General features: G+C 42.7%; 9 protein-coding genes. 2 read left to right on the top strand and 7 right to left on the bottom strand.

What is annotated here, in order from left to right; translation table 11 throughout:
* The first annotated feature begins 194 nt into the window (after window positions 1-194).
* A complete protein-coding gene (locus ACE1CA_RS26235; protein ID WP_413279979.1) occupies window positions 195-446 on the top strand; it encodes a glutathione S-transferase in 252 nt (83 codons plus the stop codon).
* A 215-nt stretch (window positions 447-661) separates the two neighbouring features.
* Entirely contained in the window at window positions 662-2977 is a 2316-nt protein-coding gene (glgB, locus tag ACE1CA_RS26230) for a 1,4-alpha-glucan branching enzyme (RefSeq protein WP_413279978.1), read from the top strand.
* A gap of 152 nt (window positions 2978-3129) precedes the next feature.
* On the opposite strand, the gene ACE1CA_RS26225 is transcribed toward glgB, so the two are convergent.
* From ACE1CA_RS26225 to htpG, 7 genes are all read right to left on the bottom strand, one after another.
* A complete protein-coding gene (locus tag ACE1CA_RS26225) occupies window positions 3130-3648 on the bottom strand; it encodes a pilus assembly FimT family protein (protein ID WP_486517544.1) in 519 nt (172 codons plus the stop codon).
* A 117-nt stretch (window positions 3649-3765) separates the two neighbouring features.
* Window positions 3766-4323, bottom strand: coding sequence for a pilus assembly FimT family protein (locus ACE1CA_RS26220; protein WP_413279976.1), 558 nt, complete (start codon window positions 4321-4323; stop codon window positions 3766-3768).
* A 49-nt stretch (window positions 4324-4372) separates the two neighbouring features.
* Window positions 4373-5401: a prepilin-type N-terminal cleavage/methylation domain-containing protein gene (locus ACE1CA_RS26215; RefSeq protein WP_413279975.1), complete on the bottom strand. Its 1029-nt coding sequence runs from the start codon at window positions 5399-5401 to the stop codon at window positions 4373-4375.
* Window positions 5402-5439: 38 nt separating this feature from the next.
* Entirely contained in the window at window positions 5440-6138 is a 699-nt protein-coding gene (locus ACE1CA_RS26210; RefSeq protein ID WP_413279974.1) for a hypothetical protein, read from the bottom strand.
* Between the two features lie 14 nt (window positions 6139-6152).
* Window positions 6153-10736 carry a hormogonium polysaccharide biosynthesis protein HpsA gene (hpsA, locus tag ACE1CA_RS26205; protein ID WP_413279973.1) on the bottom strand — a complete coding sequence of 1528 codons (4584 nt, stop codon included), beginning with the start codon at window positions 10734-10736 and terminating at the stop codon, window positions 6153-6155.
* Window positions 10737-11494: 758 nt separating this feature from the next.
* Complete coding sequence (gene rpmB, locus ACE1CA_RS26200; protein ID WP_413264900.1) at window positions 11495-11731, bottom strand: 50S ribosomal protein L28; 237 nt, start codon at window positions 11729-11731, stop codon at window positions 11495-11497.
* 134 nt (window positions 11732-11865) lie between these two features.
* A complete protein-coding gene (gene htpG, locus ACE1CA_RS26195; RefSeq protein WP_459563677.1) occupies window positions 11866-13845 on the bottom strand; it encodes a molecular chaperone HtpG in 1980 nt (659 codons plus the stop codon).
* Window positions 13846-13950: the final 105 nt, after the last annotated feature.

Genomic DNA, 13950 nt, shown 5'->3' with positions numbered 1-13950 from the left:
TGGGAAAGATAGTGGCTAGCGGTCTAAAATCGGAGATTTTGCTGAGGAAAGGGAACAGGCAGAGGGCAGAAGGCAGAAGGCAGAAGGCAGAAGGCAAAATTCTCCTTGTCCTCTTGTCCTCTTGTCCTCTTGTCCTCTTGTCCCGGTTTAGGTTAGTAGTTGGGGCTGCTGTGTGGGTAGGGTGTTTTTCGAGTGTGGTGGAAGCCCTGCCGCCACCGGAGGATATGCCGGAGGAGATTTTGCGGACGGAAATTATTACGGAGGCGCGATCGCCGATCGATGGTAAACTTTTGAGTGCAGCTGAGTATGCTGAATTAATAGCATCTCTACAATTAGATTCCCCACCTGAGCCAATGGTTAGTAGCGATATCAAGTATTTGCTTTTTCTGCTGCGTTTGCGATCGCAAATCCGTCTAATTCTACCGTTTTTAGATTTTAGTTTTTAGACTTTGCCCTCGTACCCAGGTCGAACCTGGGTATGAGACTTGGGAAATTCTACCTCCCAGGCTGCTTTGTAAAACGAGAGAGCCAACTACCAACTACCAATTACCAATTACCAAACCAAAAGTGTGTAAAAAAATGTATTAAATATAAACTATTTCTAGACGACTCTCCCGATCAAACCAACTTAGTTAAGTCGATATTTAGGTAAGGTAGCCTCATGTCCATAACCATTGCCCCAGAGCAGATTGACAGAATTGTTTGGAATCAGCATCACGACCCCTTTGAAGTATTAGGGCCTCATACGATAGAACAGAATGGCAAAACCGTCTGGGTGGTGCGAAGCTACTTGCCCAATGCAGATGCAGCCTGGGTAATTCTACCGGAACAACGGAAAGATTATCAGATGCAGCCTGTACACAATCCCCACTTCTTTGAATGTCTCCTTGATGATGTCACAGAACTAGCAAACTATCAGTTGCGGGTCAAAGAAGGAGACCATCAACGGGTTATCTATGACCCTTACGCTTTTCGTTCTCCCCATATCACAGAGTTTGATATTCATTTGTTTGGCGAAGGAAATCATCACCGAATTTATGAAAAGTTAGGCGCACACTTAACCGAAGTTAATGGGGTCAAAGGTGTGTATTTTGCCGTTTGGGCACCAAATGCGCGAAATGTTTCTATATTAGGTGATTTCAACTGGTGGGATGGGCGCAAACATCAGATGGCAAGGCGGGTAAATGGGATTTGGGAACTGTTTATCCCTGGAATTGGTGTGGGAGAGCATTACAAGTTTGAGATTAAAAATCATGCGGGTCACATTTACGAGAAAAGCGACCCTTACGGCTATCAACAGGAAGTTCGACCAAAAACCGCTTCCATTGTTACCGATTTAAGTAACTACACCTGGAACGACGAAGAGTGGATGGAGAAGCGGCGTTACACAGAACCTTTGACTAAACCAATTGCGGTTTATGAATGTCATTTAGGTTCTTGGTTACACGCTTCTTCGGCGGAACCTGCTAAGTTACCTAATGGGGAGATTGAACCTGTAGTTATTACCTCCGAACTTAGACCTGGGGCGCGGTTCCTGACTTATCGGGAGTTGGCTGAGTATTTGATTCCTTATGTCAAGGAATTAGGTTTTACTCACATTGAATTGTTGCCTGTGGCAGAACATCCTTTTGATGGTTCTTGGGGTTATCAGGTGACAGGGTTTTATGCGCCGACTTCTCGCTTTGGTAAGCCGCAAGATTTTATGTATTTTGTGGATAAGTGCCATGAGAATGGGATTGGGGTAATTGTGGACTGGGTGCCGGGACACTTTCCCAAAGATGGTCATGGTTTAGCTTTCTTTGATGGGACACATTTGTACGAACACGCTGACCCCCGGAAGGGCGAACACAAAGGTTGGGGAACTTTGGTGTTCAATTATGGTCGCAATGAGGTGCGGAATTTCTTAGTTGCGAATGCGCTGTTTTGGTTCGATAAGTACCACATTGATGGGATTCGGGTGGATGCGGTAGCTTCGATGATTTATTGGAATTACTGTCGTCCTGATGGGGAATGGGTGGCTAATCAGTATGGTGGTTGCGAAAATATTGAGGGTGCGGATTTTCTGCGCCAGATGAACCACGTAATTTTTAGTTATTTCCCTGGTATTCTTTCTATTGCTGAGGAGTCTACTTCTTGGCCGATGGTTTCTTGGCCTACTTATGTGGGTGGTTTGGGCTTTAATTTGAAGTGGAACATGGGTTGGATGCACGATATGTTGGATTATTTCCACATGGACCCTTGGTTCCGTCAGTTCCACCAAAACAATGTTACTTTCAGTATTTGGTATCACCACAGCGAGAATTTTATGCTGGCGCTGTCTCATGATGAGGTGGTGCATGGTAAGAGTCCGCTGATTGGGAAGATGCCTGGTGATGAATGGCAGAAGTTTGCTAATGTGCGGGCTCTGCTGGCTTATATGTATGCTCACCCTGGTAAGAAGACTCTGTTTATGAGTATGGAGTTTGGTCAGTGGAGTGAGTGGAATGTTTGGTCGGATTTGGAGTGGCATTTGTTGCAATATGACCCTCATAAGCAATTGAAGTTGTTTATGACGGAGTTGAATTATTTGTATCAAAGTGAACCTGCGTTATATACTCAGGATTTTGGTCAGGAAGGGTTCTACTGGATTGATTGTAGCGACAATCGTCATAGTGTGATTTCGTTTGTCCGCCGTGCTAAGGATTCTGATGAGTTCGTTGTGACGGTGTGTAATTTTACGCCGCAACCTCATAGTCATTACCGGATAGGTGTGCCGCAACCAGGTTTTTATAAGGAGTTGTTCAATAGTGATGCCCGGAAGTATGGTGGTAGCAATATGGGAAATTTAGGGGGTAAGTGGTCTGATAATTGGGGATACCATAATCAGCCTTATTCGCTAGATTTGTGTTTACCGCCTTTGGGTGTGTTGATTTTGAAGTTGCAACCTCCAGAAGCGAAGGAAGAGGATGCGGTGGATGTGAAAGCTACTGAGTCTTAAGCAGTAAAGCTAGTTTGTTGTAATATTAATTTTTTGTGACGACTTTAGTCGTTCTTTTGGGAAATATTACGACGTAGGGACACGGCATGAAAGAGATAACGGTAAGAATTGCAAATATTGATGATGCCGTGTCCCTACCCTCACCAACGGACTTAATTTTGGCAATCTCTGTCGCTACTTGTACGTAGGTTTCCGATTAAGGTGGAGACAAATACGCAACGACTGGCACCATTGGTAGTTCCGCGAGAAACAAAAGTGATTCTGCCTAGTTGTCCGTTTACCCAGTAGTTGGGTTTGAATTGTACGCTATAAACTCCTCTCTGATTCCTTAATGTTGAATTGAAGATAGTAATTTTAGTAGCGTCTTCTCCAGTGAGATTGTTCCATATCTGGTTTGCTTCGGATTGACCTTCTGGACTTAGAGACCATTGTACGCGCCCATTCACGTCCCGAAAGCTGGCTTGCCAAATTCGCTTTTCTCTTCTAGCGTTAGCTTGGGCTTGTCTCATTGTGCTTAAAGCTTCTGCTTGTGCAGCATTTAGACGCAACAAATTCAACAAATATGACAAACTGGGTGCCATAATTGCAGCTAAGATGCCAACTATCATAAAAATAACTAAAATTTCTAATAGGGTATAACCCAGGTTTGATTTATTGGATGAGAATTGCATTGGTAAAGACCAGTAAACGCACCTGATTTATTTTTTCATTCAGGTACGTTTTAATACAACCGTGACTTTACGGATAATTGTAGAATATTCAATTTTCTTCTCCGTCAATTGTATGATTTATTGGTTGCAATCATTATCCTTGCCTGTGCGGACTGCTCCTAGTAAAGTGGCAACATAGACGCAGCGTCTTGAGCCATCATTTTGATTCCGAAGTTTTAATGTGATTTTCCTAACATCAGCATTGGAGTCTGCTGGTGCCAATCTTGGATCGACCCAGCCATTGGATAGAAATGCTACCCGATAAAAACCATTGTCAAGGTTGGAAGAAGCGGTGTCTATTTGCACTACCTTGGAGTCTGTTTCAATGAGATTGTTCCAAGCTCCTTGCGTGTTGCAATTATCTGCTGTATCTCTTACAGGGCTGACAAACCATCTGACTTGATTGTTCTCATCTTTAAAGCAAGCTTGCCAAGGGACTTTTTGTTGTCTGGCTTTGGCTTGAGCTTCGCGGATTGCTGACATTGCTTCTGCTTGTGCGTCAGCGAGGCGTTGTCTGTTGAGCATTGCTAAGAAGCTCGGCGCTGCTATTGTTGCTAAAACAGCAACTAATACTATGACTACTACCATTTCCAGTAAGGTAAAACCAGCTTCTTGCTGTTTTTTTATTCGCTTCATTTTTTTATCCTTTTTTGATATCTAACATGGCAGAAATTTCTGTCGAAATTTAGGGTTTTTTATCGATAACTCCACGAGCAATGGCTCCGGCTCTCACTGTCAAAAGTGGTTGTGTATCGTTAGCATTGACCCTACCAATAGGATTACCTCTAAGGAAAAGAATCACGTCTTGGTTAAGTTTCTCTTGTTGGTTAGTTCCGGCAACAGTACCCAAAGTTTTTATGCAAACGTAGAAGCTATTACTTCTATTATTTGAATTTAGGTCTGGTATGCGTCTGTAAGTTGGGTTATTGCTGGGGTCGGTGCTGTAGAAGGGGCTATTAGGGTCGCTAGAAGTACAAGTTTCAACTTGACTAGGGTTGATGCTTTGATTTTCAGGATCGTCTACAAAGTCAACTAAAACTGCTTGCATGGTTCCAGCCCCCTGATTTGCTGCACTACCACCAGGGCTACCATTTACATTGGGCCAATTCTCGAAACTACTTTCTTCGGCAGGGTCTCTATAACCATTAGTTTTGCCAAGACTGGGAAGGCTAGGATATTTGTTGAAAGCATATCTGATGATTCTAGCTTTGCCTCTCCATTTCGGATCGTTGGCAGGGTTTTTGGCAACGTAATAGACTATCAAACTATATGCACGTCGTCTGATTGTGACTTGCTTACATTCGGCATCGTTATCACCACAGTTAGAAGGTAGGTCAGCATCATTAAGTCGTTGAGCTTTCCAAAAGGCTAAGACTGGTGTGGCAGTTGCACCATTGAATTGGGTGGGAATAAAATTTTGGAGACGATCGCTATTACTTCTTTGTTGATCAACTTTGTCGTAGATGTAAACAGCTTCTCTTAAATCATCAACGATAAAATTTAGGGCTGTTTCCATTTCTCGTTGAGTTTCTGCTCTGGCGTATTCTCGTCGATCGGTTTGTAATAAATCAATTACGAAAGATAATAGAGCGGTAATAATTACTGCTGATATGAGAATAGTTACCAAAAGCTCTATCAAAGTAAACCCGTGTTTTTTGTGACGCTTACGGGAAAGCGGTAGTGTTTTTAGGAGAGTTTGCCAAACTTTTGTCATAGTTTTTGATTCCAATTTTAATTACCCTGAGATACTAATTATTGAGGGCATAATGGATTTTGATTTGCTCTAATGATGTCGTTGTAATTGTTTCGGGAGTTTTGAGTATCGCTGAGAACTACTCGGCTGTACAAGGTTATTAATGGTTTACTGCGCTGACTACCTTCTGCTGATGTAAAGCCGATCGAAGCGCGTTTTATTTGATTTGGAGTTTGTCCTTCATAGTATCTATAGACTCTTACTCCTAAATCGAAAGCAACTGGTCTGTTGGTGTTTGGGTCTTGAATTCCATCATTGCGGAATGCTTGCACCCAAAAATCAGGTTGGTTCTGGTTACTTAAATTACTATCTGCACCTCTATCGATATCAACAGCTTGTCTGGATCGATCGAAGGGTACACTCGCATTACAGATTTGGCCTGTTCCACCTACGTAAGCTGGCGCTATTCTATTCAAGTCATCCCTGGTGTAATTACCTGTTTCAACTAAGCGCCGTACTTCGTCAATTTTACCTTGGGCTAACTGTCTGGCTTGTTCTGCTCTACGGCTTTGGACTCGCGTCGCAACTGAGAGCATGATTGGGGGAGTGATAGCTGAAATGACTGCTGTGACAACTACAATTGCCACTAAACATTCCAGCATTGATAATCCTTGTTGAGAGCCTTTGCTCTTAAAGAGCAAGGCTTTCACTAAGGCGAGTTTTTGGGTTTTAAAGTGATAGGTTTTCCTTGCTAACATTTGAGATTACCTCTTTATGGGCATTCTTGGTTAACTTGTGCTTGGCTTTCCAGTCCTTGGCTAGTATCTCCAGCTATAGCCTTGCGTAAGTTACAGATATAGGGGTCGTTTGCCTTTGGTTCTTCATAAAACTCGCTTCGAGGTGTTTCTGCGGTGATGAAACGTCTGGACAATGGGCCTGCGGGAGCATACTGAAGTGCTACATCATAACCCCAGAGACGGTTGGGTGGGCGGGAGTGGAAAGCTCTTTCCGCAGCATCGGGATTTAGATCTGGCTCAAAGGCATCTTGGTCGTAAGATGCTGTGCTGTAAGTACTGAAGTTCAATTGGATGAATGAACCGCGAATTTTTAAATCTCTACCATTCCAGTTTTCCAAGAATCGAGGGAAGTTGTTCAAACCACCGTTACCTTGATTTTCTCTAGCTGGTACTGTACCCCCGACTATAACAGTGTTAATTTCAGTTCTGGTTGCTGCGTTGAGGTTATCTCTTCTGGTGTCCGCGCTTAGATCTGCATCTACTATTACAGGAAGTGTTTGGTTTTCAGGACGGCAGTAGTTAATTGGAGGTGCTTGATTTTGACAATGGCGAGGGTTGCCATCCCGAAAAATTTTAATCGAACTTGCAGATGACACTTCGCTAGCGGAACCATCTTCCCGAATCCAATATATAGGACTAACGGGAGGAGAGGTTCTAGGATTACTACCCAAACCTCGGTAAGACATATTGCCATTGTTTCTTAAACCGTCTTCTATGGTGCCATCAACAAAGTTATTGGACAAAGTGTATAAGGCATCAGTGAGAATTTCGGCTGTTCGCCAAGTGTCGCCTCCTGTTGTAGCAAAGTTGGAGTTTAAGTTGTCTCGAGTGTAAAAGTTACTGAAGTCGTCATTCAGAGTTTGAGTAAATTCTTCTTGGCTGTGAAGGTTAAAGTTCCCTAGAATGGCAACTGGATTATCAGAAATAAACGTGATACCACGAGGATTACTTTGCTCTCGTCTTAAGTCTTCACCATTTCTCAGGCGGAAGCCATAAGTGCGACGATCGGGATCTGGATAAAAGTCTACAGGTTTGGGTGATATGCCATTATTTTTTACTTGTGGATCTGTAGGATTTTCGGTGCTTCTCGCATCACTTTTGATTGGACTGTTAGGGTCTGTGTAATCGCCACCATTTGGTCTGGCGATCGCATCTTCCCGCACAGCATCTTCCCGGAACGCATAGATAATCCCAGTTCTGGGAAACCAGTTATCGGCGTTTTCGGGGGGGACGGTGTTCTGTCTGAGTCGGTTTAAGTCAATATCCAGAAATCTTGTAGACAACATTTCCCGACCATCAAAAACACCTTTGTCTAAAAAGGGAACGTACAGATCCCCGGTTTCTGGTCTTGTGATTTTAAAAGTGTCAGGATTGAGAGTAACATTAGGCGAACCACCTGTAGGCAAAATCCATTCTCCCGTATTTTTGGGTCTAAACTGATCGGCGAGACTTGCGATGTTAACTTGTTCAAAGTTTCCGTTAATAGGAATGTCATTTGCGCCAGTTGTGCGATCGATGTATGGTTCAGTGTTTGGTTGAGTAATTCCTGCTCCACTTGTGCGATCGTGGGTATCAGTTGGGAAAACGTAATACAGAGAAGGAAATTTAGGTTGCGTTGAGCAGAAAGCAGTTGCTAAACGAATGAACCTCTTTTCATCGTCTTTAGTTAGAGGAGTTCCATAACCAAAAAAGTTGTTTCCGGTTGCTGATGAAAAATCACAGCCTGAATTAAAAGTTTTAAAGTTAGTAACGTCGTCTCCCAATTTGGTATATATTTTGCCACCAAACTCAAAGGTTTCTGCCGGAGAGCCGACGGGGACATCCCCAATATACTGGACTACGTATTGGTATTTGTTAGGTTGTGCGGGTAAAGGAGTAGAGGTAGGAAAACCACGCAGCTTTGATCCAGGTGAAGCAGCAAAGCCAAATTTGCGATCTCTAGCTATTTGTTCTCTTTGATTAATAAGTAGAACTAATTTTTTATCGTTCGCTGAGAGTGTGAGTTTGCTAATGTACATATCAGGTGTTGTACCATCAGCTAAACCTTTGTCTGCACCACTTCCCAAATCTGCTTGCAATGCTGTATTTAAAGTTTCTAGCTCTGTTCTATTAGCAGCATACTTATCCTTATCGTACTTTTCAAAATAATTAACGTTGTATGCCAACATACCCAACGCACAACCAGCAGTGTGCATATATGACTGGTCTGCAAGGCTCATTTGCCCATCTAGGGGATTGTTTGCTGGGTCTTGAATAGCGCGACGTAAGTTGGAGAAGTTGCCCCACATAGCCAAATAGGGATCGGGGTGAACGCGCCCTCCTTCCTGTGTGGGAGGAAAGGCACCAGACTTAGTGTTGCTTACGTAATCTCCAGCAAAATTACCGAGATTTTTTAAGGCTTTTCGGATCTCACTACCACTGTTTTGAAACTCGCTTCTCGGAGCAATGTTAAATTCCCAACCGTTGGTTCCTCGACCTGTGAAGAAGTCGCTGATTAACCCATTGGGATCATATTGATAGTAGTAAGAATTAGGATTACCAGTTCTAGCAGCCAAACTAAAGTTTTTACTATTGTCGATGGTAGTTTGAGTACCTGGATGAGCGGTAGTAGCCAGACAAGCTACAGGGAAGTAACCTTTATTATCACCTGGCATATAGATGTAGTGATAAACTGCCGTTGCTTGTACTGCTGCTAAATTGTCTCTTAGACTGCGGCGCTGTTGTTGTAAGTGAGGAATACCTGTAGGATTACTTGGAGGATTTGGCAGCTGTGATTTATATATGGGGTAAAGAGGATCGAATTCATTGGCATCACTGCCCCTGTTAAGCTGGGTATCATCTCCATTAAAGTCAGTAGTTCCCCAGCCATTGGTATTACCTAATTCTAACCTTTGCCCAACCAGAATTCGCAAACCTTCCAATCTGGCTCGGCGTTCCCAATAGCCATCTAAACCTATTGTTTTCCGTTCGTCATCATTGGGTTTAGGGTCATTTCTGGTCATCTGGTCGAGTTGGTCACTGTTAAGACCTGCACTGGAGATGGGAGTGCCATTTTTACGATTGCTGTCGTTAAGCTCAAAATCGTTATCTCTTCCTTCTAGGTTAAATTTTGGTTTTGGGCCTAAGCGATCGTCTGCTCGATAAGTATCATCAACGTATGGTGGGTCTTCGCTATTTGCCCTGAGCCTTGTGTTTGTTAGTGTCTCCTCAGTTCTCCATCTATCTACACTGTACTCAATACCAGTACCACTTCCCCCGACAGCTTTCGACTTATCTTCTGTAAACAGAATTACAGGATTGAGAGCATAATCTTTCAACGAACCACTGCTCACCGAATCTGTGCCTCCGCTTATCTTGGTGGTACTGCTAGTTGAGTCTTGTGGGTCGCCATGAATGTGAACTGTGGCTTCTTGATTTCTACCACTGATACCTAACGCACCATTAACAACTTGTCCTGCAAATGAAATGGTGTTGTTGGCTTCTATTCTGCCAAGGGTGATTTCCGAGTTACTTGCAGGATTATACAAGCAAGATGTACGTGCGCTGATTAAGTAGCTTTGAATACTATCGGCATTTGTGGGGCCTAAATATAAGCTTCCTTCAGTGTGCATCGCTCCATTCCATCTAAATGGAGGAGTTGGATAGATGTGCAAATCGTAGCGGAACCATGCGCCCCATTTGTTGGCTCTGGCTAATTCTCTATCTTGTTGAAATTCTAGAGTGCTAACTGTACGATTGCCGTTGTTATTAGAAACTACTACTGCATCAACCTGAAAAGTTTTACGCAAAGAGCCAGTTCCGACCAAATCCCAGCCTGATTCTGGTGCTAAGTTAAGCCGATCGCAATCTGGATCTGCTGCCTTTTGAACGGTAATTGGGCCATTCCGAACAACTAACTTATCGGCTTTGTTTTTTGTAGCATTTGGACCGCTATCTTCTCGCTTTACGCTTGGGTTAGAAGCATCTAAAGGATCTTTTGTTTTTAAGAGAATGCTGTAAACAACTGTCTCGTTTGTTCCATTTCCATCTACGTCAGTGTTGTATTTCCAAGCTGGAGCGTTTTGACCTGCAAGCTGAACTTGGGTTTCATCAACAAATTTATAAGGGTTGTCAGCATCAGGCAGTTGTGAAATCCCATTTTGTCCGTCATTAAGAATTGCGCTTAATAACTGAGCTTCTGAAGGTGTGGTGTTAGGTAAGCGATCGTCCTTTTTAAATAAATACTCCAGTTTTGCTTTTGCTCTATCAATTGCCGGAGTAGCAGCATTATAAATTACCTGTTGGTTACGTTCGTTAATTACCTGATTGGTGCGGCTTCCGGTGCGAAACAAAATAGACCCAATTACTAAAGCCACAACTACCAGCAGTAAAGCAACTGTTGGCAACACAAAACCTGCTTTCGCATGAGCTTGTCGCCCTTTGCTAACACCGATCAGTAGAACAGTGCGTAAAAACCAATCAACTACACTCTTACTAACAGTTATTACCGAATTCCAAGTTCGTTTAAATAACTTGCGGAATGCCCTTTTAATAGTTCTAATTTGTCTGCGTTTTAACATGGCTGCTTTCCTGGCTTAAGAGAATCTGACTTCTGCATAGATTGGGAAAATGAATAAATAATTTCCCAAGTCGAAAATTAATATTTAAGAAAGATTGCGAGAAATTCATAAAAACTTTATAAAGTTTAAAGCTCTACTCTGTAATAACAATCGAACACCTCTACAACAACCGAGAAAATACGTTTTAGTACCAAATAAACCCTAGTTTTAACTTGTATGTATTTTAACGGAGCAAGAGGGAGTATCTGGAGAATAGTACTGGCTAGGATGGAAGCCTTTCCTGTGGAAAAATAAAGTTTATCTTCGCTTGAGTATTCGTTGTTGTGATTTGCCTACGGGAGGCTGTGCGATCGCGATCGTAAAGTAGTGGGAGCAGAGAAAAGACTTGTTTCATTTGCACCTACCATCAGATGACGAATCAGCTAAAAACAATATCAGGGATTTCCCGTAAATAACTACAATCCTGGTCAGGATTTTTCTTTCGTCCTTATGAAAACTTTAAACAAGTTTTACAATAGGAACTAGACCTATATTACCCACCACCCGCAAGAAACCTATCACCTCTGCGCCAGAAAATAGAGTTCTAGGGATAGAAGCGGTAACTGGAAACTCAAAACTGGAAACTTTCTGCAAAGTTTCCATAAACGACAATTCCCCCGTAAATTCCCTAGATTTAGGGATTGGGGGGATTGTAGCAAATGGCAAGTGGAACAAGAGTAACCAAGGGAAACCCTTCAGGGGATTTTCCCAAAAGCCTATTAAAACTTATTTAGATTGATTCCCGCTTCCTTTGCCATTGCTGCTAAACCTTTTTTCTCTAAAGTTTTAATCGCTTTAGTAGAAATACGAAGTCTTACCCAACGTTTACCTTCTTCCCACCAAATCCGCTTTGACTGCAAATTCACTTCTTGCAACTTTTTGTTACGACGGTGAGAGTGGGAGACGGCATAAGCATTATTGGCTTTTTTGCCAGTCAGTTGACAAACTTTCGACATACAATTCTCCAGAGTTCTGTTTTTTGGCTGCAATCTCCTATTCTGACATACTACTTAAGTTGTAGGATATGTAATTGCGCTTCAGCGCTCTCAATCCAAAAGAATTAAGAGCGCTAAAGCGCAACTACGTGCCTCTATTTGCTGGTTAGGCGAGTTAGGACTTGGTTTGATCTTTCGACGAAGGTTTTCATTGCTTCTGCGTCAAAGGCTTTTTGGGAAATCAGTGCTAAATCATAAACGTGATGACAAATCATGTTCGCTAACTCAGCATTGGGAGATTGACCTTCACCTTGGATAATACTACTTTGGCTCAAACTAACGAGATTTTGGATCAGTGGGTGAGAGGTATTTACTACTAAGGTGTGTTCTTTGGGGAACTGCGCTATTTGTTGCTGCATTAAAGCGTTCATTTCCCGCAGTCGGCGGAAGAATTCTGGTAAGAGTACCATTGCTGGTGGCGTTCCTTGGGGATCGTCTGATTTTAGCGCTTCAGTGCGGATCGTAATTTCGGGTTTGTTGAGTGCTTTCTCGAAGATTTCTTTAATTAGTTCGCTGCGAGTTTTGTTGGTTGTGCTGTCTACGATTTCCGCTGCTTTGTTTTCATCAATCAGGGTTTTATCTAAGTCAGCATCAACGCGAGAGAATTGTACATTATTCAACTCTCTCTCCAGAAAAGAGATAAAGTGAGAGTCAATGAAGGTGTCCGTCATAAATAGGACTTCCAACCCTTGGTTTTTATGCAGTTCGACATAAGTTGCTTGGGTTGCTTCGTCGCTACAGTAGAATACTCGGTTTTCATGACGGTCTTTGTTGCGTTCCAAGTATTCTTTTATGGTGGTGTAAGTTCTACCTTGTTGGTCTTTTTGAGCAGGTTTTGTAGTTACTTCTTGCCAAGGGTCGCCTTCTTGTCCTTGTACTTCTACTGTAGGTGTGTCAGCAGGTTTGGTTTCTGGTTCTCCTTGGTAGGTGGTGCGATAGATGATTATGTCTTCGACTTGCTTTTTAAATTTGTCGTCGTTCATCACTCCGTATTTGACGAAGGTGGCAATATCTTGCCAACAGGTGATGTATTCGGAGCGATTTTCTTTGTAGAGTTCGTTTAGGCGATCGCCAACTTTTTTGGCTACGAAGTCAGCGATTTTGCGGACGGTGCGATCGACTTGCAGGGCACTCCGAGAAACGTTCAAAGGAATATCTGGCGAGTCAATTACCCCTCGCATTGGTAACAAAAATCTCGGCATAATTTCTTCGCAGTGGTCGCTGACGAAGACTTGGCTACAAAATAGTTTAATTTGACCTTTTGTAACATCAACATCAGGTCGCATTTTCGGGAAGAAAAGAATGCCGTTGATTTGGAAAGGATAATCAGTATTTAGATGTACCCACAGCAAAGGGTCTTCTTGGTAAGGATAGAGATAGCGGTAAAATTCTAGGTAATCTTCTGTCTTTAAATCTCTGGGAGATTGCCGCCAAATTGCCTTTTGCTTGTTTAATACTTCTCCATCCAGCTTGATTGGTACTGGCATGAAGTCGCAATAGGTTTTTATTAATTGGCGAATTCTGGCAGGTTCGAGATATTCCAGTTCTTCTTCTTGCAAAGTTAGGGTAACAGTAGTACCCTGTTGGGTGCGGGGTGAATCTTCTAATGTAAAGTTTGGTGAACCGTCACAAGTCCAGTGAACTGCTTGGGCATCCTTTTGGTAGGAGAGGGTATCAATCTCCACTTTTTGGGCAACCATAAAAGAGGAGTAAAATCCTAAACCAAAGTGACCGATAATTGATTCCCCATTAGCCTGATATTTCTGGATAAATTCTTCGGCGCTGGAAAAGGCAACTTGGTTAATATATTTCTTAACCTCGTCAGCGGTCATGCCAATGCCATTATCTGTAACCGAAAGAGTTTTGTTGTCTTTGTCAATGGCAATTAAAATCTCCGGTTCAGCAACTTCGCCGGAAAATTCCCCAGCACGGGAAACCATTTTAAGTTTCTGGATAGCATCTACAGCGTTGGAAATTAGTTCCCGTAAGAAAACTTCATGACCTGAGTACAGAGATTTCTTGATGATGGGGAAAATATTTTCGCTATGAATAGTAATGGTACCTTGTTCGAGCATGGTCATAAGTTCAATTAGGTTGGGTATAGTTACTCCAGAATAGATTTTGCGCGATCGTTTGGTACTTTGGTTTCGGGGTTTGCCCCCAATAGGAATTCGGATTTC

Origin of the sequence: Floridaenema evergladense BLCC-F167, assembly GCF_041929205.2 — a bacterium.
GTDB lineage: Bacteria > Cyanobacteriota > Cyanobacteriia > Cyanobacteriales > Aerosakkonemataceae > Floridanema > Floridanema evergladense.
Note: the sequence above shows the minus strand (reverse complement) of the source record. Positions and strands in the feature narration are given on the sequence as shown.

Bases quoted from the DNA above. Each gene is read 5' to 3' on its own strand.
- hpsA (WP_413279973.1), bottom strand. From the start codon at position 10,736: ATGTTAAAACGCAGACAAATTAGAACTATTAAAAGGGCATTCCGCAAG.
- glgB (WP_413279978.1), top strand. From the start codon at position 662: ATGTCCATAACCATTGCCCCAGAGCAGATTGACAGAATTGTTTGGAAT.
- ACE1CA_RS26220 (WP_413279976.1), bottom strand. From the start codon at position 4,323: ATGAAGCGAATAAAAAAACAGCAAGAAGCTGGTTTTACCTTACTGGAA.
- ACE1CA_RS26210 (WP_413279974.1), bottom strand. From the start codon at position 6,138: ATGTTAGCAAGGAAAACCTATCACTTTAAAACCCAAAAACTCGCCTTA.
- rpmB (WP_413264900.1), bottom strand. From the start codon at position 11,731: ATGTCGAAAGTTTGTCAACTGACTGGCAAAAAAGCCAATAATGCTTAT.
- ACE1CA_RS26225 (WP_486517544.1), bottom strand. From the start codon at position 3,648: ATGCAATTCTCATCCAATAAATCAAACCTGGGTTATACCCTATTAGAA.
- htpG (WP_459563677.1), bottom strand. From the start codon at position 13,845: ATGCTCGAACAAGGTACCATTACTATTCATAGCGAAAATATTTTCCCC.
- ACE1CA_RS26215 (WP_413279975.1), bottom strand. From the start codon at position 5,401: ATGACAAAAGTTTGGCAAACTCTCCTAAAAACACTACCGCTTTCCCGT.